Here is a 20981-nt window from a genome sequence, read left to right on the forward strand (position 1 = left end):
ATTTGTCGAAACTTTGTTCAGTTTTCAAAGGTCTACATAATTGCTCAACGCAACTATTTAATGATACTTGATTGTTAGATGCTTGTCAACTTTTTTTGTTTATAAAAAACAAAAAAAGAATAAATATCCAACAATATTCATTTTGGAAAACAGTAATTTTTTCTAACCTTACAACAATTACTGATGACCAACAAGAAATATAATATCAATTTATTCATTCACAGTCAAGTATTATTTTAGAATTTTTTCAATTAACTCTCTATATCGTGTAATGCATCATTAGTCCAACTATTTAATCGCATTTTTATTGGTTCAAAACCGTCATTGACTTTATAATTTGTCCAATAATGTTTGTGTACACATCTAATATGTTCTTCAGTCACATTGATAGATGGTTCTTTTATACATCTTATTGATAAACTTATTTTTCCAGTATACTCATCAATGTCAATAATCATTACCCTAACAGTTTGCGCAATTTTTAGATAATGATGGATATCCGAGACAAAACCTGGATGACATTCTGAAATGTGTATTAAACCCTGCGTATGAGTATCAAGCGCAACAAAAGCTCCGTACGCCTGTATCCCTGTTATCTTTCCCTCAACAATTGATCCAATTTTATATTTCATTGCTGTCGCCTCTTACCAAAAACTATTCAGTAATAACTTTATTGATTATTACGTCATCAACTGGTTTATCCTGTACACTCTCAACCTCAGCAATTGCATCAACAACATCTAGTCCAGAACGAACCTGTCCAAAAACAGTATGGTGATGATCCAACCATGGCGTACCACCTTTTTGATACTCTTCGACAATTTCAGTAGGATACCCTGCTTGTTGCATCTGTTCAATCATCTGACTAGGAAAATTCTTATTTTGAACAATGAAAAACTGGCTTCCGTTAGTATTTGGCCCAGCATTTGCCATTGATAACGCTCCTCTTAAATTAAAAAGTTCGTTTGAAAATTCATCTTCAAAAGCCTGATTCCAAATGCTTTGCCCGCCCATACCTGTACCTGTGGGATCTCCACCTTGAATCATAAAGTCTTTTATTACTCGGTGAAAAATAACACCTTCATAGTAACCTTCTTGCGCAAGCTTGAGAAAATTATCCACCGTTTTGGGAGCTTTCTCTGGAAAAAGTTCAATTACGATTTCACCAAGGTTCGTCTGTAATGTCACCTTGGGATTTGTCTGATTTTCTTCTAATTGTGGAAACATTTCTAATTCCTCCTTTTTTATATAGTTTATTCTATCGAAATAGTAAACATTTTTCCAATTTAATTTATTTTACAAACTAATTATGCTAATGTATCTAAGTGTACATAATTGAAAGGAGCATTACAATGAAAAACGAAAATTACTATGACATCACCATCATTGGCGGTGGTCCTATCGGTATTTTTGCAGCAACATATGCTCGCATGCGCCAAGCCAAAACACAGTTAATTGAAAGTTTGGATCAACTTGGTGGTCAAGTCAGCACACTATTTCCAGCGAAAAACTTATACGACATTCCAGGATTCAATTCCATTAAGGGCACCCAGCTTATTAATAATCTTTTAATCCAAAATGACCAATTTAAACCTGATATTTTTTTAAACGAAACCGTTCAAACTATTGCTAAAACTGATTTGGGTTTTGCAATTACAACTACAAAAAAGAAAACTTATTCACGTACTATTATTATTGCAACAGGTGTTGGTGCTTTTCAACCACGAAGACTTGCTATTGAAAATGCAGAGAGATTTGAAAATAAGCAGCTTCGCTATTTCGTAAAAAATCCTCAGGAATTTCGTGATAAAGATGTTGCAATTGCTGGAGGTGGCGACTCGGCTGTTGATTGGGCACTTGAAATGCGGAAGATTGCTAAATCTGTTAGCATAATCCATAGAAGAGATAAGTTCAGAGCTTTAGAAAGCAGTATTGAACAACTGAAAAAAACAAAAACAATTTTTGAAACGCCTTATCTTATCAGTAATTTAGATTCTGATGATGATAAAATAAGAATTACTCTTAAAAAAGTAAAAACTGCGGAAACAAAAGAAATTTTAGCTGACTTTCTTCTAGTAAACTATGGCTTTGTATCTAACAACAAAACACTTAAATCATGGCAGCTTGAAACCGAACATAATTTAATTACAGTAAAAACCGACATGGAAACATCTATTCCAGGAATTTTTGCTATTGGCGATATAATCAACTACTCTGGCCGAGTTAATCTGATTGCAACGGGCTTTGGTGAAGCTCCTATTGCCATTAATAGTGCAATGAGGTACATTCATCCCGATATCCGGCAAGCTGCTCACAGCACACAACTCATTAAAAATTTTCCAGAATTAAACTAACAAAACAAGGAGCAACAGATGAACTTTTTAATTGATTTTATTTTACATATTGATACCCATCTAATAACAATTGTCAATACATTTGGAGATTGGACATACCTCATTTTATTCACAATCATTTTTGTAGAGACTGGTGCTGTAATAATGCCATTTTTACCTGGTGATTCCTTGCTCTTTGCTGCATGTGCACTCGCAGCAAATTCTACTTATCATTTAAATATTTGGATATTTGTCCTGTTATTCTGGATTGCACCTATTCTTGGGGATTCTCTTAATTTCTTTATTGGTCACAAAATAGGCGATTCTATACACAAGAATTCCTTCTTAGGGAAATTCATAAAAGAAGAAAATCTCGAGCATACTCGTGCTTTTTTTGAAAAACATGGTGGCGTTGCAATTTCGTTGGCTCGCTTCATGCCAATTATCAGAACAATGTCTCCTTTTGTTGCTGGCAGCAGTCACATGCCCTATAGCAAATTCTTCCGCTATAATATAATTGGTGCAACAGCATGGATGACCTTATGCTGTGGTTCCGGCTATTTCTTTGGAAATATTCCATTTGTAAAAGAGCACTTTTCACTGGTGGTCATTGGAATCATTGCTGTTTCATTAATTCCAGCAATAATAGGCGCTCTCAAAAAAAGACACTGATCAAGAATCATTTTGAGTTTTATAAATAAACATTACTATACAGAGGTGGGACTGTGTCAAAAGTTAAATTTTGATCTAGTCTCACCTCTTTATTGTGCATAAATGTATAAATGTGTTTCATAAGTCAAAACTCTCTGTCTAACTTAGTATTCAACCTTTTCCAACACCATATTCCCTTTTCTTCAGCTAAAAGTAAACTTCTGGTTTGACAAAAAATATTCCAATGTAATTACAAATCTAAATCCAAATATTTTATATCAGGCCGCTCCTTAAATCCTAGATGCTCCCAGAATTTCTGTCCTTCACTATTATCCATAACCGTGAACAAACCAACTTTTTCAATATTTTCCAACTTAAATTCTTCTAGAACCTTTGAAATCAATTTTTTTCCAATCTGCTGATGTTGAAAATTTTTAGCAACTGCAACGTGGTAAAAATAACCCTTTCTACCATCAGTTGCTCCTAAGATTGTTGCAATTACTATTTCTTGGTCTTCAGCAACAAAACACAGGTTAGAATTGCAGTCAATTACACGCATAATTCCAGCTCGTGTATTGTCCAAGGATTGAAGATTCATTCCTGGTGTTCTCTCCCATAAAGTATATGCCTGTTCATAATCATTAATCGTCATTCTTCTGAATTTAACCATCTTTATTCTCCCTTGAAACTTATTTCATGCACACTGTGCTTTCCTTGAATAATGTTTAATGCATCATCTAGAGCTTGTTTTACCATTCGTTCAACTGCAATGTCTGTGTAAAAAGCAATATGTGGTGTCAAAATCACATTCGGCAATTCTTTAAGCAGATTGTAATTGACCACTGGAGTTTGCCTATCAAATTTCAAATTAAAAATCTTAGTTTCTTCTTCAACTACATCTAATGCTGCTCCAGCAATCTGTTTTTTCTCCAAAGCAACTAACAAATCAGCAGTGTTCACAATCGATCCTCGAGAATCATTTATTAAAAAAGCGGTTGATTTCATCTTAGAAAAAGCATTTTGACCGATTAAGTGAATATTTTGCTCACTCAAATAAACATGTGAGGTCACAATATCTGCTTTTCGATAAATCTCATCTTTTTCAACATACTTCAAAGTTCCAGCTTGCTCTAACTCTGGATTTCTTACCAAATCATTCCCAAGAACCTTTGCCCCTAAACTGTGAAATATCTGAGCAACTGTTCTCCCAATTCTGCCAACTCCGATAATCCCAATGACATATTCCGAAAGTTCACGTGAACGCAATCCATCAACAACATAATCGTTATTATCCAAGCGTGCTTTGAATTCTGGATAATGTCTAATCAGTTGCATTGCCTGCATCAAAACTAATTCTGCAACCGCATGCGGAGAATATGAAGGAACATTCGTCACTTTGATACCATTTAATTTAGCCGCACTAAGATTAACTGTATCTATCCCCGCCGAACGACAAGATAACTGACGAATTCCATAACTCTTTAAGACTTGATAAATCAAACCATCTTCATCTAATTTACTACGTTGTTTAAAAATAATTCCATCATACCCTTTTGCATATTCCACAGTATCAGGGTGAAGTTCGAATGGAACACTTTTAACCTCAATTTCATTTTTCTTGCTCCATTGTGCAATAAATGGTTCTTCATCTTGTCGAACATGATAAGCAATTATTTTTATCAATTTATCTTCGCCTGCCCTTTACAAATTTTTCTAAACGTTTCAGCGCACTAGCCAATTTATCATCTGAGACAGCGTAACTAATACGAAAATATTTTTGATCTTGGATTGCAAATGCTGCTCCAGGAATAACCGCGACATGTGCCCTTTGAGCAAGTATTCTTGCATAATCAATGCTAGAGCCCTGAAAATCATGTGGTAATTTGACATAGATGTAGAATGCTCCATCAGCCGGTATAAAAGAATAACCAATGTCCCTTAGCCGTTTGCAAACAAAGTCTCTCTTTTTTTCATATTCTGCACGCATCTTTTTTATATCTTCGTCACCATTAATTAATCCTTCTGCAGCAGCAATCATATTTATAGTTCCAATCGTCGCAACATTAGCCTGATGAAGTTTTGCCAAATTTCTAATTAGTTTCTTTGGTCCGCATAGATATCCCACACGCCAGCCAGTCATGGCATACGACTTAGATACTCCATTAACTAGCAGTGTCTTTTCTGGTAAATAAGATGCAATTGATACATGTTTTTCCTTATAAATAAGTTCACTGTAAATTTCGTCACTCAAAACAACTACCGAGTATTCTCTCAAGACCTCTGCAAGTTTTTTTATTTCAATTTCAGAATAACTAACTCCTGTTGGATTGTTGGGATAGTTGAAAATTAGCATCTTAACGGATGTTTGATATTTATTTAAGTATTCCTTTAACTTTTCTGGAGTTAATTTATATTTATCGTTTTCCGTATCAATTTCTATATACTTAGCTCCGTTTATTTTTGCTAAATTCCGATACAGTCCAAAGGCTGGTGAAGGACACAAAACTACATCACCTTGTCCCAAAAAAGAGTTCATGACCGTGCTGATTGCTTCACTGGCACCATTAGTGACTATAATTTGTTCCTGCGGATCATATGATACTGCGTAATGACGCTTTAAATAATTACTTATCGCTCCTCTAAGTTCAGCTATTCCACGATTAGGAGCATAGTGTGTCTGATTGTCAATAATTGCTTTTATTCCTGCTATTTTGATATGGTCGGGAGTGTTAAAATAAGGTTCACCCAATGTTAGTTTTACTATATTAGGTATCTCACTAATTTCCTCATCAAACTTTCTAATTAATGATGGTTCAACTTCCAATAAATTCTTATTCAGTAAAGAAATGAGTTCATCTTTCAACTTTATTTCATCTCCTCATTCAGATATGCTAACAATCCTTTTGCACCTTCAATAAAATAATCAACCCCCGTTGTCAAAGTTTCATCGAGGCCAACAAAATTTGGTTCATGCCAGTCTGCCGCATCTAGTGCACCGTTAGAACCAACAAAAGCGAAGACACCAGGAATTTTTTTTTGATAGGTAGCAAAATCTTCTCCTGCCATTGAAAGAAGAGGCTTATGAACTGTACTTGATAAATTATTGATTACTGCCTGTGTCAAATTTGAATCGTTATTTATTGGAAGTGCTCGTTCGCTCCAACCTATTTCAACCGACTGTCCAAATGCTTTAGCAATTCCTTCTGTTAGTTCAAAAAGTCTCTGTCTCACCAATTTGGCATTTTTTTCGTCAAAAAGGCGCACGGTTCCTTGAAGATAAGCCTCACTAGGGATAACATTCCAAACATTTCCTGCGTTAATATTAGTGACGCTTACAACTACTGCATCTTGCGGATTAATATTTCTACTTACAATTGTCTGCAAAGCACCAACTATTTCAGTTACGGCAATTATTGGATCATGCCCCTTTTCTGGCTTTGCTCCGTGTGATCCTTGACCCTTTATTGTAATCTCGAATTTATAGCAGCCTGCCATCATCGGACCCGATTGCACTGCAATGGTACCAACTGGTAAATTAGGATTATTATGAAAACCTAGAATAGCTTTCACATCTTTAAGCACATTTTTTTTAATAACTTGTTCTGCTCCGCCGCCAGCTTCTTCAGCTGGTTGAAACAAAAATCTGATTGTCCCCTTAATCTGATCTCGATTATCTTTAAAGTACTTTATTGCTCCTAGTAGACTAGTTAAATGCAAATCATGACCACAAGCGTGCATTATTCCTGAATTGAGTGATTTAAAAGCTAGGCTTGTTTCTTCTTGAACAGGCAAAGCATCAATATCTGCCCTCAAAGCAATAATTGAACCCGTTTGTTTGCCCTTGATTTCTGCCAAAATACCAGTATCTAAACCAGTTGGTAAAATTGAAACTTTCCAAGCAGTCAAAACTGCTTTAATCTTCTTTGTAGTATTGAATTCATTATTGGACAACTCAGGATGTTGATGAAAATAATGACGCAACTCGATTATTTCTTTTAAATCAATTACAATCTTTTTTTTAGTCAATTTACTCTCACTCCTTAAAAGCTTGTTTAATCGCTTGTTCTAAATCTCGAATTAAATCAGACGCATCTTCTAACCCAATAGAAAGCCTAATAAGGTTATCTGAAATATTTTGCCTTTTTCTTTCATCTTCGGGTACCTCACGATGAGTTGTTCCACTCGGATTAACAATGAGTGAGCGGTTGTCACCAACATTGGGTAAGTAAGTAAAAAGCTTAACACTATTTAATAATTTTTTGATATTTTCCACCGTTCCCCTTAATTTAAATGAGAATACGGTTCCTATTCCATTGGGATAATATTTCTCAACCAAGTCTCTTTGCGGTGTATTTAAGAGTCCACTATGAAAAATTTTTTCGATGTGTTCATTTTTTTCTAAATATCGAGCAATCTTTAAGGCAGTCAAAACTTCTTTGTTAACTCTTTCTGACAATGTTTCAAGCCCTAGCAATCCAAGATAAGCTGCAAAAGGATTTAATACCGCTCCCATCAGTCTCAAATATTTTGTCCGCAGATGTGCACTAAAAGCCCTTTTGCCAAATACTCCTACAAAACTATTATCTTCTCTTCCCTCTTTATCTAAGGTTAATTCAGGTTCAAAAAATTGGGGAAATTTCTCCTTAGTCCATTCGAACTTCCCTCCATCCACAATTATTCCAGACACAACATTACCATGCCCGCTAATACCTTTAGTTGAAGAATAGACAATAATATCAGCTCCAAACTTAATCGGATTGAACAGATAAGGAGTAGGAAAAGTATTATCAACAATCAATGGAATTTTATTTTTATGTGCTAATTTAGCTAGCTGTGATATATCAGCAATATTTGTAATCGGATTAGAAACACTCTCAACATAGATAGCCTTCGTATCAGGCCTTATAAGTTCTTGAATCTTATCGAAATCATTAATATTTTCAACAAAATCAAAATTAATATTATACTTAGGTAAAAGCGTCCTAAACTCATCCAATGAAGCTCCATAGATATCTAACGGAGCAATAATTCTTCCTCCTCCTTCGGCGACATTTAAAATCGCGTAGGTGATAGCTGCCATACCAGAAGCGACCGCAACTGCCCCTACACCGCCATCAAGAGCATTAATTCTTTTTTCAAAGATATCAACAGTTGGATTGGCTACTCTTGAATACATAAAAGCTCCTGGTAATTCGCCGCGAACTATTTGATCTGCACGTCCAGTGTTCCCTAAGTCAAAAGCAACACTTTGAAAAATCGGAACAGTTGCGGAATAATCAAAATTCTTCGGTTCATATCCACTATGAATCTTTTTTGTATCGAATTCATTACTCATTAAACTCAGCTCCTTTATCAAACTCAAACATTAGTTTCTTACAAATTTTTCTTAGCTGTTGCAATATTACAGCATTACCTGCAATTCATTTTTGTTTATTTTTCTTAAGCATTTCATTTTCCTTTTTTCGATTGGTAAAGTAATCTAACTGCTTTTACCGACTTTTAGCGTTTTAATTCATCCCGGCATATTCCGAAAGTTATTCTTCAAAATCAGCTAACTTGTCACATAAATACTGATAAGAACTAGTAATTTTTACCCTTTTTAAATTCATTCATATCTATCTTTAATTTTTATAGTATGCATTCTTTATCAATTTGTTCACATTGGTATTACTCTTTAAAAATCCAGCCTTTTTCAATTGTTCTGCGTAATACTTCAAGTCTGCTTTACCAGCTTTACCCTTCAATGAGAAATGATAGCTCTTAATCAAACTCGTAACATTTTTATGGTTAACAAATTTTGTCTCTGCTACATATTTTTTGTCTAGAAGAATGCTGGCAGTTTCTGAAGGATGTTTATCAATCCATGCTGCCGCTTCTTTATATGATTTCACAATTGCTGCGGCTTTTGCTGGATTTTCCTTAACCAGTTTTTGTGGCAAATACAAATAGCAACAAGAACCACTCTTCTTCATACCCATCTTTGCCATTTTAGTACTGTTAGAACTGTTATTATTATTAACAATTACCCTGAAATGATTTTGTTTTTGTGCTTGATAAGCATAAGGATCCACGGTGGCGATTGCATCCACTTCGCCTTTTTCCGCTGCCTTAGTTAACAAATCATAATCAAAGGTTTTCCAAGTCACCCCACTTTTAACATCAATCCCCGCATGCTGCAAAGCGATTGTTGCAACATATTGACCAGTAGAACCTTCGCCAGGTGTACCAATTGTCTTGCCTTTTAAATCCTTGACACTATGTATGCTCGAATTCTTAGGAACCAAGACTTCGATACATCCCTGGTGTAATCCACCAGCAGCAAGAATTTGTGCTCCATTTTGAATAGCTGGCAAATACTGAAAATCACCATTTAGAGCATCATATTTACCACTTGAGAACCCAGCTTCAAGATCTCCAATGTTTGTTGGTTTAGCAACTAAATCCGCTTTAAGCCCATTTTTTTTGAAAAATCCTTTTTCATATGCAATATAATTGGGAGCCCCGCAAATCGTTCCGTTCTTTGCTGGGATAGTTATTGAACCGTATTTATAGCCTGAGCTAGCATAAATTAAATGATTATTGAAAACAAAAAAAATCCCAATTGTTGCTAGAAATATTGCTGCGAACTTTAATGCATTCCCCATAAATCCTTTTTGATTACTCATCCGATTATCTCCTCACCTTATTTAAAATTTAGTATTTGTTGTAGCTTTTTTCTTGTATCCAAGAATTCAGAACTATCGCGTTTTCGCGGAAATGGTAAATCATTCTTAACGATTTCTTTGACTCGACCCGGATGTGGAGTCATCACTAAAATCCTTTGACTTAAATAAATAGCCTCATCAATATCGTGTGTGACTAAAATCATCGTTGTTTTCTTTTCCTGCCAAATTTTGTAAATAATATTTTGGACATCGACTCGCGTAAATGCATCCAGTGCCCCCATTGGTTCATCCAAGAGCAACAGCTGTGGATTTAAAACTAATGATCTTGCCAGTGCAGCCCTTTGTGCCATCCCACCTGACACTTGATTTGGATATGCATCTTCAAATCCTTGTAACCCCATAACTTCTATGAAGTAATCCACCAACTTCTGATTAAAGTTCTTACCCTGCACAACCTGTATCCCAGAACTTATATTTTGCCTAATCGTTTCCCATGGATACAAGCTTCCATGCTGAAAGACATATCCTCTTGAAACTGATGGTTTAACAATTTTTTCTCCTGCGAGTGTCACTTCACCTTTTTCAGGATTATCAAGTCCAGAAATAACGCGTAACAAGGTTGTCTTGCCACAACCTGAAGGACCGATTAATGATAAGAATTCTCCATCTACAACAGAAAAATTAATATCATCAATAATTTTCAAATACTGACCGTTATTATTAAAAATCTCTCGAGTAACATTCTTTACTTTTAGAAAAGCCATAACCGTCCCCCTAACTTGCCGTTCTCCGCCAACGAAGTGCTTTCTCTTGAATTTTGTTAATCAGTGCAAAGATAATTGAAAAAAGTAGTGCCATGATTACGATTGCAGCATACAATTGACTGTAATTTCCGGTACTCTTTGCCCAGTTGATGTACCATCCTAATCCAACTTTTGCCCCAATCATTTCCGAGATTACTAGCATCGTAAAAGACAATCCTAGAGACGTAAAAATACCAGTAAAAATGTTGGGCAGTGCACCTGGAATTACAACCTTCTGAATAATTTTGTGTTCATTGAATCCAAGGGTATATGCTGCTTCAAAATATGTCGGCAAAATACTTTGTACGCCTCCAATAGTCATAAAAGCTACAGGAAACCAAACTGATAAGACAATTAAAAAAACTTCTGCTAAAAAACTATTTGGAAATACTACCATAGTCAATGGCATCCAAGCTGCTGCAGGAATTATGCCAATTACTTTCAAATAAGGGAATGACCAATAATTGAATTGGCGATACCTTCCTAGTAATATTCCTAGAACAACTCCAATCAATGTCCCTATTACAAAACTAATAAGCCATAAAATCAGCGACGATATCATTGATTCCAACAACAGTACTGCATCGTATCTGATTTGTTCTAAAATTTGCGCAAAACTGACAAAGTACGGTAAAGCTAAAGTTCCAAACTTCTCTGTCAATAAATCTTGAATACATAGTAAAATTCCCAAAGAAAGATTTAGCTGCGCAAAATGTCCACTATAAAACTTCACTCTTAGATTAAAAAAAGAGCCTACTAAATATACAAACAAAAGATAAAACATAAAAACTAACAGAAATATTCGATAGGGTCCATTATCTACACTTTCACTTGAAGTAACTAACAGATTTTCGACCAATGCAACAACAACAGCTAAAATACTGAGTACGTTCCAGTTGAGCGACCACCTCTTCCAATATTTTCTATTAAGAATTGCCTGTTTACTATTTCCCATAAAAAACCCACTTTCTCACATGTAAAATCGCACTTCAACGGTGATAATGTAATAAATCAAGTCCTTGTTGAATATCCGTAATTAAATCATTTGGTGATTCAATTCCAACCGATAATCTAACTAACTGCGAGGTTATTCCAATCTCTTCTTGTTGTTCTTTTGAAAGTTCTGCATGAGTCATTTTATATGGTAATTCTATTAAGCTTTCAACTGCCCCTAAGCTGACCGCAAGCTGAATCAGTTTTAGGCTTTCAACAAATTTGATTGCATCAAGACCTTCTTGTAGCTCAAAAGAAACAAGTCCACCGTAGCCATTAACCTCTTGACTAGCAATTTCGTAATCCTTTGTTCCTGATAAACCCGGAAAATATATCTGTTTGATTTCTTCACGAGTTTGTAAAAACTCTACAATTTTTGTAGTATTGCTAAGATGCCTGTCCATTCTAACTGCTAATGTCTGAACCCCTCTTCTAATTAGGTTAGAAGACTCTGGAGATAAAACCGCACCAATTCCATTTTGATTGAAATAGATTTGTTCAGCTAATTCTTTATTTTTAGCAACTACAACACCGGCAATCACATCAGAATGTCCACCTAAATATTTTGTTGCAGAATGGATAACTATATCTGCGCCTAATTTGAGTGGCTTTTGCAGATATGGAGTTAAAAAAGTATTATCGACAATCGTTAATAAATTATTTTCTTTTGCAATCTTTGCAGTCTCCTTGACACTCGTCACACGCAGTAAAGGATTGGAGAACGTTTCAAAATAAATAGCCTTGGTGTTTTCTTTAATAGCATTTCTTACAATTGCTACGTCCTGTGTATTAACTGCTGTGAACTCTAAGTTCCATTTTTTGAATATTTGGTTTATCAATCTAAAAGTTCCACCATAAACAGTATCTCCAATTATGATATGATCTCCTGGTGAAAAAATTGAGAATACTGAATGAATTGCTGCTAACCCTGATGAAAATGCGAATCCCTGATATCCCCCTTCTAATTCTGCAACTTGATCTTCTAAATAACTTCGGGTCGGATTCCCCGAACGTGCATAATCCCAACGAATTTTAGCATCAACCTTTGGAAAAATATAAGTTGACGAATTATAAATGGGAACATTTACTGCTCCAGTATTATTATCATTTTGTATTTTTCCATGAACTAATTTTGTATCAAATTCAGACATTATATATCTCCACACTTTCCCTATTATTTTTTATTGAAATAAACCTTGATTCTATAAAAAAAACACCCCATAGTCATTTTCGACTACGAGGCGATTCTTTCGCGTTACCACTCGTTATTTAATAATCAAATTTCTTTGAAGATCCTTACCAAGTCATAAAAATGATGCTATTCATAACTGTGATGCTATAACAGGCATTCCCGTCCACTGCTTACCCCAAAAGGGCTCACACTGGAATTAGATTCAACAGACCATCTTCATTCGTTTGCTTCAATGACTACTCTCATCAATATAGCCTCTCTGTAAATTTTTCAAAGGAATTACTCATCTTTTGCTAATTTTTATATTAAATTATAAGAAAAACTCATTTCACATCTATTCATCAATCTATTTTTTCTATGCCCACCACTCAATCTTATTATATTATTGTACAAAAAAAGCCCCTGTCTATTGTCATCAACAAACAAGGGGCAAAATCAATTGCGGTACCACCCTTTTTTCACACTAAAACCGTGTCTCAACGATACTTATAAAAACGATATCCGGAAAAATAACGGTTCCTACCGAGTACGCGGCTTTCACCGAATACTTCTATATCCAAGTTCATCTTCACTATCCTAATTGATACTTACTCTCAGCTAACATAAGTTCTCTGTATTCAATTCAATATAGCTACTCTTCTTTTCAAAAGATATAATAATTAAAAAGTATTAATTCATTACAGTGAATTCTAATCTCACCAGTCTTCTTTGTCAAGAATTTTTTTAATTATAATTCTTTCGATTTTAAAATAAAAACTAAGCAATTTCTCCTAAGAAATTTTATATCAGCGTAAGCTTTTCTTTCCATAGATAACACCAATCCACAAAAAAAACTCTATCAGACAAAAAAAGAAGACAAAACATGCCATAAAGAAAGTATCTGGTAACGTATTAATTATCGGATCTAGTTTTGGATCAAAAAGCCAGTCGCTATTTCTAAATAAAACTTCGTGAAATCCAATAAAGAATTTATTAAAATTGAGTGCCATTATCATGACTAAAACAAATAAAACTAACATCATAACCTTCGCAGGAACAATTAATTTCCATTGACTTTTTTCAATCTTCATTTTTTTTATAACCAAATACGCAAGCACACTAGTTAATACCAACACACAATAATTAACAAGAAATAAATGTTTGACATCAAAGAAATGATGCATCCCATTAGTCGAAGACGGTAAAGATAAATTTAACTTGTTAATCCAAGGATAGTTCAAAAAAGAAAGTAACCGATAATATTCTTTCATTAGCTCCGAGCTGTTCAAGCCAACTAGACTGCCAAGGTTATCCTTAAGAACAAAAAAATGGTAAAGTGGCGTAAAATTAATTGTGATTGTAATGCTCAAGGATAAAATAAACAAAAAAAGAATAAGACCATCTATAAAACTTCTTCCTCTGTCTTTTACCATTTAGAATTTCCATTCATCAAGCGACTCGATTTCATACGTTGGCTTAATTTCTTTTTGCTTAATAAGCTCATGTGTTGACACACCTGTATAAACAAGCAATGTATCAATCTCACTTCTGATTCCTGCTAAAATATCTGTCATATAATTATCGCCAACCATTATAACCTCATTGCTAGATAGACCAATTTTCTTCAACGCTTTCTTCATAATAATAGGTTCTGGTTTGCCGATATATGTAGCCTTTTGCTGTGTTGCACATTCTACCAAAGAAATAACAGATCCTGCCCCAGGAACAAGTCCTCTTTCATTAGGTAAATTAGTATCAGCGTTAGTTCCAATGAACCTAGAACCATTCCTAATTGCAAGAGTTGCCAATTCAAATTTATGATAGGTAACATCATAGTCCAACCCAACAATTGTGTAATCTGGTTGCTCTTCTTCAAATGTAAATCCTCTATCAAAGAGTGCCTTTTTTAATCCGCTTTCGCCAATTACATATGCACTCCTTTTTTGCTCGTCTAGATCAGCAACATAGTCCGCAGTTGCTAAACCCGAAGTATACACATTATTAATGTCCACATGAATGTCGAAATTCATCCTCAAGTTTTTAACAACTTTTTCTGGGGTCTGCGTACTATTATTTGTCACAAATAAAAAAGGAATACTCTTCTTTTGCAACTTATCAATAAATCTTTTTGCTGCTGGAATTGGTTCTTTTCCACGATAGATTGTTCCATCTAAATCAATAAGATAGCCCTTGTAACTTTTCATCATTTACTCTCCTCTTACACCTTTGAATCTTTTTGCTCATTTTTTTGTCTGATAACAAAGTGCCGTTTTCTTACATTGCTTCTCTTAATAGTTGCCACAGCAATGTTTTCTTTTTTATTTTTCCGCTCATGCATTTCAAATTTTTTCTCAGAAATATATGGTTTCTTTTTGCGCTCTGCTTCTTTTGGCTTTTTGTTTACTGCCCTTGAATCGGAATCAATCTTTTTCTTTTTGTTATTTCGATTCTGTCGCTTTTTAGTATTCTTAGCAGGTTTAGCAACATCCAAATTATGCAATATAAAATATGCACAACCAAAATTACAGTATTCTAAAAGATAGTCTTGTAAATGATCTATGCTTTGTGAAGGAAAACCCTTTTTGCTATTTGTTGCATAAAAGCCATGGAGCCTTAATTGATCATATCCCCAGTCGCCTAAGATATAATCATATTTGGCAAGTATTTGGCTAAATCGTTCCTTAAGTTTTTCAACATCAAATCCCTCACGAAAATTTTTTTCAATCGCATAAGGATGACCATCAATTAATAATTGTGTCTCACTTTCCATTTGAACATCGCTAGCATATGCCTTAATGGTTTCGGCTTTCTTCGCTAACTGCGCTTCACGACGTTCTTTCTTCTCACTGTTCATACTTCACGCTCCTCAATCCTAAAGTTATTATACAGGAAATTTTTCTCCAAAGTAATCCCCAACAATATCTCTCAGAAAACGATCACCCAAATAATCCACATGACCCGCAATTTCTAATGTTGGGAAGAAAGGACAATATACAAAATTATCCACCGTTGCTATTTCATAATCTGCACCTGGATCAATCATTCTTTCGTGAATTAGAGCATTCTTTGATAGAGAATCATATTTTATTCCATCATACACTATTTCCCCAAAGACTTTACCTCTGAAACCATTTCCCTTTACAATTGTATTTCGCAGATGATTTCGATTTTTTTCCATTTCCCTAATTAAACGCCATAAATTATAGCCGTTTAATCTAACATTGATTACCCGCATTGGATGAGGCAAAATCCGATGTAGATCTTTTTTCGATATTATTCCTTGATGTAAGTCACCTAAAAAAAGACCACCATTCAAGATTGCAATTTTTGTTCCTGTAGCACCCTCGACAGCTTTTAGACTTGCCTGCATGAGTGGAGACCATTCTTTTTGAATTCCTAAATAATCTTTTGGTAACAAGGCAACTTTTTTACTATCCAGCATTTTTTCACCCTTTTGCTGATAATTGTTAATTTCTCTTAAATCACCATTGAATTCTGGTAACTTTGCAACCTCAGTTACACTTGCACTGCTTTTAAGCAATTCATTATTATTGCATTCCAAGTCAACTCTTCCAACATATTGTCCCCATTTGCCAGCCGCACAAATTAGCGTCTTATTCACAACCTCGCCATTGACCAAAAGATGGTGGGTGTGGCTTCCCAAAATGATATTAATTTCTTTAAACCTTTTTGCCAGTGCTCGGTCAACATCAATTCCAAGATGTGAAAGCAAAATAATTACATCAGCTTTGTCCCTTAAATCTGCCAATAATTTTGGAAGGACACTTTCAACTTTTTCTGCATACCACCTATTCATCTCATATGTTGCTGGAAACGGTGCAGTGCACGCCAAAACACCAATTTTAGTACCAAATGAAGTCTCAAAAATTTTACTGGTCTTTACCCATGAAGGAAGACACCCACTATCTTGATTTTTTATATTGTCCAGGATAACCGGGAAGTTAGCATTTCGATATAAATTATCTAATTGTTCATGTGAATTACCAATTCCTTCATTATTTCCGATTGTAACAGCATCATAATTAATCGTGTTCATGAGTTCAACATTTGCTTTTCCATTAGTTGCTTCGGTCAAGGGATGTACGCGATCCATTGCATCTCCTAAGTCAAAAATTAAAACATGATTACCCTCAAGCTGTAAATTTTTCCTTTTTTCTATTAAATATCTTCTAATTTTAGGCCAATTTTCTAAATGTGAATGCACATCATTTGTGTGTAAAATTGTAATCTTTTCAGTCATAACAGCCTCCCTCAAATTATTTAAATATTTTCTTTCCGGTCTCTGATATCTACTCCATATTTTACAACTTATTTTGCATTAAAAAAACAATCTACCCATAGATTGTTTTTTTAATAATACATTATGATCTTTTTAATTATTCTCCAGTTCATAGACATCTTCGGCAATCATTAACTCTTCATTTGTCGGAATCGTCCACACCTCAACTGCAGAATCAGTACTACTTATCTTCTGTTCCACAGATATTGCAGCCTCGTTACACTGATTATCAAGTTTAATATCAAAAATACCTAATTGTTCGCAAATCATTCTGCGGATAAATGGTACATTTTCACCAATTCCACCTGTAAAAACAAGTGAATCGACTCTCCCCAACTCTGCAGCATAAGAACCAATATATTTAACAATTCGATTGATAAATACCTTAACCGCCAGATCAGCACGATGATTAGTATCTTTTTGCGCGAAGACCTCTCTCATATCTGAAGATATTCCGGAAATTCCTAAAATACCCGATTCTTTATTTAGAATATCAAGTACTCTCGTAGAACTAACTCCCAATTGATTCTCTAGGTATATCAATAAAGATGGATCAACATCGCCTGATCGAGTTTGCATCGTAATCCCTGAAACGGGAGAGAAGCCCATACTAGTATCTATTGACTTGCCATGCTTAACCGCACAAATCGAAGCACCTGATCCTAAATGCATTAAAATAGTATTTGTTTTAGCTTTCTGGTTTACATTATTTGTCAGTTCTAACAACTTATTAAACACAAACCGATAACTTATCCCATGAGCTCCAAATTTCTGTACATGATATTTCTTATAAAATTCATAAGGAATGCTGTATATGACATTTTCTTCCGGCATCGTTTGGTGGAATCCGGTATCAAAAACCGCCACACTGAGTGCCTCCGGGAGGACTTTTTTAAATGCTCTGATTGCCATAATATTAGCAGGATTATGCAAAGGAGCTAAAACTTTCAATTTCTCCATTTTGACTAAAACCTCAGCATTTACGGCCACAGACTTACTGAAAACAGTCCCTCCATTGACAAAACGATGTCCAACACCCTTAATTTCATCAAGTCGCTCGACAATTTGATATTCTTTAAGCAACTCAAGAAGTCTAGTAACTGCCTCTTGATGATTATCAGACTGAATTTGTTCAATTTTTTTTTTTCCTGCAAATTCAGTAGTTTCTACTGCACTGTCAAGTCCTATCCGCTCAATCTGCCCTTGAGCAATTACTTTTGCACTAGGCATATTAAACAATTTCCACTTTAGGGTTGAACTACCTGCATTTACTGCTAATATTTTCATACTATTCTCTTTCTCCTAAAATAAACAATCTTATACATTTACTTATTTTTATTTATCCAGCTATCAACTTGTTGTAAAAATTTTGTAAATTCCTCTCTATCTTTGATAGCCGGAAAACCGCCTAAAAGAACCGGATTTGCCTGTTTTGCTCCATTTCCTCGTTTTTGTAGTAACAAAAGCGACTTCGCACTATCTTGTGTCGCAAATAAATCAGCTGGTAAATTCAATATTCCTTGAAAGTGTGCCTGCTTTTGAATTACTTCAAGCAAGCTTTTTGCTTCAACTGACTCAAATAACTTCTTAGGTACAAGAAACATCCCCCATCCGCCTGGAAGCAACTGCAGCATAGATTGTTCAATCAATAAATGATGCACAAAAGAATGTCCTTTCTTCGACTTGGTTTCAAAATTAACTACACGCTCGTCAATTGGATAATATCCTATTGGCAAATCACTTAAAACAATATCAACTTTCGGTGTTATCAAATTGTCAATCGCATCCTGATGATATAGCTGAGTCTCAATTTGTTGCATCTTGAAACTCGTCCCAGCGACTGCCAGCATTGTATCATCATTATCAACACCAAACAATTCAATCTTTTTTATTTTACTTTGCTTCAAATGATTGGCTAAAGTACTCAATAAGTTCCCTGTGCCGACTGCAATGTCTAAAATCTTAATTTCTTCTCTTGAACCTAGTATCCGTTCAAGCAAATATGCAATTAACAATCCAATTGAATCGGGTGTCATTTGATGATTTGGTTGAATCTTGTCAACCTTCCCTGCATTAACTAATGCAAATTGAATAACTTGTCTCATTTCCTCTGACGAAAGACTGATGGTTAAGAATTCTGCATAAACAAGCTTCAGTTCTTTAATGCTTTTTTCTGTTGGTTTACCATCCTCAACCATTATTTTTCCCTTTTCGAGTAAATTGTCTCCCGTTTCAACTAGAGCATCCATATATGAAGAACCTAGATCTTCTTTTAACAAATTTATCGCTTTATTAAATAAATTATAGGCACTACTTATTTTCTTTAAATTCATTTTTCTCACTCCATTTATAATAACCTATACCAGTTTAACGAAAAAAAAAGATAATTTCAATCCACAAACTATCTTTACTCCTCTTGTTGATCAAACATAATTGTTATTTTCCCCCCAGATTTCAAATTTATTTTAAAACTATTTGAATCTTTTTTTACAGTACCATCATAAAATTCTATAACTTCATTGTTTGCTATATTATTAGTTTTTGCTATATTAACTAGAATTTCAGCTGTTTTAAAATCAATTGTTTTCTTTAAAGCTGATGAACGCACATAATAGTAATACATTTGTGCACTAAAAATCAATCCTATGATTAAAAGCAGAGTTAGCGCCGATAAAATAACATAGCCACTTGATTTCTTCAAAAATTTCAGTCTCCTTTTTTAATAGCCAAGACCAATTCCTTATAATATTCCCTGTCGTGAAACTTAACTCTGATTTTCAACATGTATTCTTCTTGATCATATGAAGCATTGAAAAAGCTGACATCATCCAAAAGTGGCTGATATCCACTTTCATCACCTGTCAGCTTGAGGACGCCATCTTTTAAGTACAGAAGATACTCCTTATTTGTTGATTCATTATATAATTTTGTGACATTACCACTCTGACTAACAAATTTCAATCTCATTGAATCATATGATAGTACATCCATTGCCTGCTCCCATTTAAAAAAAGCTTGCTCATTTGTTTCCTTACTTATTTTGTTGCTTGTACTCACTGCGAAACTAAATGTTATTAACATCATAATTGTCAACAGAAGTGCTAAAAGCGATTCCAACAATGTAAATCCATAATTATTTCTTCTCATTATTTCACCTGTAAATCTTATATTTATCAATTTTTTGCCTTTCAGTCATCGATAATTCATCATACCCTACAATCATCATCTTCTTACTGATATTCAGATTTTTGTCTATTTTTTTCAACTCACCTATTTGCTGTTTTTCATGTTCAATAAGTACACGCTGTTCATTAAAAAATAAGCTAATCAAACCACAAAATAAGACCATCTCAATTACAACTTCTGCAAGCAAATAACCGCTAGTTCTTCTCTTTTTTAATACGATAATCCCCCCATGCAAGTTGGAAAGTAATAATATATTTCAACTTAGTCACCTCAGAATTAAAAACAACTGTGTCTGCTTTTACTCGACCACTTGCTGAAATTTGAATATTTTGATACTTGTATAAATGCAATCCTTGCGGATAATAAAGATACTTTTTTTCTTGATTACTAATTACAAAAATCGCTTTATCGTTATAAAAGTATACATTTCCTTTTTGTCCGCTTTTGGGAACAATCGTAACTAATCTCATCCATGACTCATCAAACTTTTCCCAAAAAATTCCCTCAGCAATTTCGTTATACTTATTTTGAATAGGATGAATTGAAATTAACAGCATGAAAACTGAAATACTTAGAACTGCCATAACTTCTACTAACGTAAAGCCCTCTTTATTTTGTTTCTTCATCAGAATCAATGACAATTTTTTCAGCTTTTGCTTTTTCATATTGTTTCTTGTTTAAATAATTTTTTTCATATAATTGGTCAAGCGAAACTACTGAGTCACCAGTATCACTTTTGTATAAGTCAGCTTGCGTTTGAACAACTTCTGAAAATGCTTCGCCACCAATTCTTCGTGCACTATTTTTTTGTGCACCAATTTTTGGCATTATCAATAACAGTAAAATCCCGATGATAAAAATTACGACTGACATTTCAAT

24 protein-coding genes are annotated in these 20981 nt (G+C 34.4%); 2 read left to right on the forward strand and 22 right to left on the reverse strand.

Going from position 1 to position 20981, the window contains the following annotated elements; all coding sequences use genetic code 11:
- Positions 1–251: 251 nt before the first annotated feature.
- Complete coding sequence (locus tag ABF682_RS10715) at positions 252–632, reverse strand: CvfD/Ygs/GSP13 family RNA-binding post-transcriptional regulator (RefSeq protein ID WP_289981059.1); 381 nt, start codon at positions 630–632, stop codon at positions 252–254.
- Between the two features lie 22 nt (positions 633–654).
- Entirely contained in the window at positions 655–1227 is a 573-nt protein-coding gene (locus ABF682_RS10720) for a peptidylprolyl isomerase (protein ID WP_289981057.1), read from the reverse strand.
- A gap of 125 nt (positions 1228–1352) precedes the next feature.
- Here ABF682_RS10720 and ABF682_RS10725 point away from each other — a divergent pair, with 125 nt between their 5' ends.
- Both ABF682_RS10725 and ABF682_RS10730 read left to right on the forward strand, forming a co-directional pair.
- Positions 1353–2354 carry an NAD(P)/FAD-dependent oxidoreductase gene (locus ABF682_RS10725; RefSeq protein WP_289981055.1) on the forward strand — a complete coding sequence of 334 codons (1002 nt, stop codon included), beginning with the start codon at positions 1353–1355 and terminating at the stop codon, positions 2352–2354.
- Between the two features lie 18 nt (positions 2355–2372).
- Positions 2373–3005, forward strand: coding sequence for a VTT domain-containing protein (locus ABF682_RS10730; protein ID WP_289981053.1), 633 nt, complete (start codon positions 2373–2375; stop codon positions 3003–3005).
- 229 nt (positions 3006–3234) lie between these two features.
- On the opposite strand, the gene ABF682_RS10735 is transcribed toward ABF682_RS10730, so the two are convergent.
- From ABF682_RS10735 to ABF682_RS10830, 20 genes are all read right to left on the reverse strand, one after another.
- Complete coding sequence (locus ABF682_RS10735; RefSeq protein WP_289981049.1) at positions 3235–3654, reverse strand: GNAT family N-acetyltransferase; 420 nt, start codon at positions 3652–3654, stop codon at positions 3235–3237.
- Between the two features lie 2 nt (positions 3655–3656).
- The gene (locus tag ABF682_RS10740; RefSeq protein WP_415619798.1) at positions 3657–4667 is read right to left on the reverse strand and encodes an NAD(P)-dependent oxidoreductase; all 1011 of its coding nucleotides are present in this window, start codon (positions 4665–4667) and stop codon (positions 3657–3659) included.
- A 1-nt stretch (position 4668) separates the two neighbouring features.
- Positions 4669–5847, reverse strand: a complete 1179-nt coding sequence (locus tag ABF682_RS10745; RefSeq protein WP_415619799.1) for an aminotransferase class I/II-fold pyridoxal phosphate-dependent enzyme — start codon at positions 5845–5847, stop codon at positions 4669–4671.
- A 2-nt stretch (positions 5848–5849) separates the two neighbouring features.
- Positions 5850–7010 carry an amidohydrolase gene (locus ABF682_RS10750; RefSeq protein WP_415619800.1) on the reverse strand — a complete coding sequence of 387 codons (1161 nt, stop codon included), beginning with the start codon at positions 7008–7010 and terminating at the stop codon, positions 5850–5852.
- Between the two features lie 7 nt (positions 7011–7017).
- Entirely contained in the window at positions 7018–8319 is a 1302-nt protein-coding gene (locus ABF682_RS10755; protein ID WP_415619801.1) for an O-acetylhomoserine aminocarboxypropyltransferase/cysteine synthase family protein, read from the reverse strand.
- A 286-nt stretch (positions 8320–8605) separates the two neighbouring features.
- Positions 8606–9649 carry an ABC transporter substrate-binding protein gene (locus ABF682_RS10760; protein ID WP_415619802.1) on the reverse strand — a complete coding sequence of 348 codons (1044 nt, stop codon included), beginning with the start codon at positions 9647–9649 and terminating at the stop codon, positions 8606–8608.
- A gap of 17 nt (positions 9650–9666) precedes the next feature.
- On the reverse strand, positions 9667–10413 hold the full coding sequence (locus tag ABF682_RS10765; protein ID WP_289981034.1) for an ABC transporter ATP-binding protein: 747 nt from the start codon (positions 10411–10413) through the stop codon (positions 9667–9669).
- Positions 10414–10423: 10 nt separating this feature from the next.
- Positions 10424–11407 carry an ABC transporter permease gene (locus ABF682_RS10770; protein WP_289981033.1) on the reverse strand — a complete coding sequence of 328 codons (984 nt, stop codon included), beginning with the start codon at positions 11405–11407 and terminating at the stop codon, positions 10424–10426.
- Positions 11408–11441: 34 nt separating this feature from the next.
- A complete protein-coding gene (locus ABF682_RS10775; RefSeq protein ID WP_415619803.1) occupies positions 11442–12596 on the reverse strand; it encodes a trans-sulfuration enzyme family protein in 1155 nt (384 codons plus the stop codon).
- A gap of 826 nt (positions 12597–13422) precedes the next feature.
- Entirely contained in the window at positions 13423–14049 is a 627-nt protein-coding gene (locus tag ABF682_RS10780) for a TIGR01906 family membrane protein (protein ID WP_289981030.1), read from the reverse strand.
- Complete coding sequence (locus ABF682_RS10785) at positions 14050–14820, reverse strand: TIGR01457 family HAD-type hydrolase (RefSeq protein WP_289981027.1); 771 nt, start codon at positions 14818–14820, stop codon at positions 14050–14052.
- 14 nt (positions 14821–14834) lie between these two features.
- Positions 14835–15470, reverse strand: coding sequence for a YutD family protein (locus tag ABF682_RS10790; RefSeq protein ID WP_289981025.1), 636 nt, complete (start codon positions 15468–15470; stop codon positions 14835–14837).
- 27 nt (positions 15471–15497) lie between these two features.
- On the reverse strand, positions 15498–16877 hold the full coding sequence (locus tag ABF682_RS10795; protein ID WP_289981022.1) for a bifunctional metallophosphatase/5'-nucleotidase: 1380 nt from the start codon (positions 16875–16877) through the stop codon (positions 15498–15500).
- A 132-nt stretch (positions 16878–17009) separates the two neighbouring features.
- On the reverse strand, positions 17010–18203 hold the full coding sequence (locus tag ABF682_RS10800; protein ID WP_415619804.1) for an acetate/propionate family kinase: 1194 nt from the start codon (positions 18201–18203) through the stop codon (positions 17010–17012).
- A gap of 38 nt (positions 18204–18241) precedes the next feature.
- The gene (locus ABF682_RS10805) at positions 18242–19249 is read right to left on the reverse strand and encodes a class I SAM-dependent methyltransferase (protein WP_415619805.1); all 1008 of its coding nucleotides are present in this window, start codon (positions 19247–19249) and stop codon (positions 18242–18244) included.
- A 74-nt stretch (positions 19250–19323) separates the two neighbouring features.
- Positions 19324–19617, reverse strand: coding sequence for a hypothetical protein (locus ABF682_RS10810; RefSeq protein ID WP_289981014.1), 294 nt, complete (start codon positions 19615–19617; stop codon positions 19324–19326).
- A gap of 5 nt (positions 19618–19622) precedes the next feature.
- Entirely contained in the window at positions 19623–20063 is a 441-nt protein-coding gene (locus ABF682_RS10815; RefSeq protein WP_289981012.1) for a competence type IV pilus minor pilin ComGF, read from the reverse strand.
- Between the two features lie 4 nt (positions 20064–20067).
- Positions 20068–20289 carry a hypothetical protein gene (locus ABF682_RS10820; protein WP_415619806.1) on the reverse strand — a complete coding sequence of 74 codons (222 nt, stop codon included), beginning with the start codon at positions 20287–20289 and terminating at the stop codon, positions 20068–20070.
- A 7-nt stretch (positions 20290–20296) separates the two neighbouring features.
- On the reverse strand, positions 20297–20767 hold the full coding sequence (locus ABF682_RS10825) for a prepilin-type N-terminal cleavage/methylation domain-containing protein (protein WP_415619807.1): 471 nt from the start codon (positions 20765–20767) through the stop codon (positions 20297–20299).
- Positions 20712–20981, reverse strand: a 270-nt coding sequence (locus ABF682_RS10830; protein WP_415619808.1) for a competence protein ComGC, incomplete at its 5' end; no start/stop codon positions are given. The genes ABF682_RS10825 and ABF682_RS10830, both read right to left, overlap by 56 nt.

Source organism: Liquorilactobacillus sp. (assembly GCF_047719775.1).
Lineage (GTDB): Bacteria > Bacillota > Bacilli > Lactobacillales > Lactobacillaceae > Liquorilactobacillus.

Bases quoted from the DNA above. Each gene is read 5' to 3' on its own strand.
- ABF682_RS10715 (WP_289981059.1), bottom strand. From the start codon at position 632: ATGAAATATAAAATTGGATCAATTGTTGAGGGAAAGATAACAGGGATA.
- ABF682_RS10720 (WP_289981057.1), bottom strand. From the start codon at position 1,227: ATGTTTCCACAATTAGAAGAAAATCAGACAAATCCCAAGGTGACATTA.
- ABF682_RS10725 (WP_289981055.1), top strand. From the start codon at position 1,353: ATGAAAAACGAAAATTACTATGACATCACCATCATTGGCGGTGGTCCT.
- ABF682_RS10730 (WP_289981053.1), top strand. From the start codon at position 2,373: ATGAACTTTTTAATTGATTTTATTTTACATATTGATACCCATCTAATA.
- ABF682_RS10735 (WP_289981049.1), bottom strand. From the start codon at position 3,654: ATGGTTAAATTCAGAAGAATGACGATTAATGATTATGAACAGGCATAT.
- ABF682_RS10755 (WP_415619801.1), bottom strand. From the start codon at position 8,319: ATGAGTAATGAATTCGATACAAAAAAGATTCATAGTGGATATGAACCG.
- ABF682_RS10760 (WP_415619802.1), bottom strand. From the start codon at position 9,649: ATGAGTAATCAAAAAGGATTTATGGGGAATGCATTAAAGTTCGCAGCA.
- ABF682_RS10765 (WP_289981034.1), bottom strand. From the start codon at position 10,413: ATGGCTTTTCTAAAAGTAAAGAATGTTACTCGAGAGATTTTTAATAAT.
- ABF682_RS10770 (WP_289981033.1), bottom strand. From the start codon at position 11,407: ATGGGAAATAGTAAACAGGCAATTCTTAATAGAAAATATTGGAAGAGG.
- ABF682_RS10775 (WP_415619803.1), bottom strand. From the start codon at position 12,596: ATGTCTGAATTTGATACAAAATTAGTTCATGGAAAAATACAAAATGAT.
- ABF682_RS10780 (WP_289981030.1), bottom strand. From the start codon at position 14,049: ATGGTAAAAGACAGAGGAAGAAGTTTTATAGATGGTCTTATTCTTTTT.
- ABF682_RS10785 (WP_289981027.1), bottom strand. From the start codon at position 14,820: ATGAAAAGTTACAAGGGCTATCTTATTGATTTAGATGGAACAATCTAT.
- ABF682_RS10790 (WP_289981025.1), bottom strand. From the start codon at position 15,470: ATGAACAGTGAGAAGAAAGAACGTCGTGAAGCGCAGTTAGCGAAGAAA.
- ABF682_RS10795 (WP_289981022.1), bottom strand. From the start codon at position 16,877: ATGACTGAAAAGATTACAATTTTACACACAAATGATGTGCATTCACAT.
- ABF682_RS10800 (WP_415619804.1), bottom strand. From the start codon at position 18,203: ATGAAAATATTAGCAGTAAATGCAGGTAGTTCAACCCTAAAGTGGAAA.
- ABF682_RS10805 (WP_415619805.1), bottom strand. From the start codon at position 19,249: ATGAATTTAAAGAAAATAAGTAGTGCCTATAATTTATTTAATAAAGCG.
- ABF682_RS10815 (WP_289981012.1), bottom strand. From the start codon at position 20,063: ATGAGAAGAAATAATTATGGATTTACATTGTTGGAATCGCTTTTAGCA.
- ABF682_RS10825 (WP_415619807.1), bottom strand. From the start codon at position 20,767: ATGAAAAAGCAAAAGCTGAAAAAATTGTCATTGATTCTGATGAAGAAA.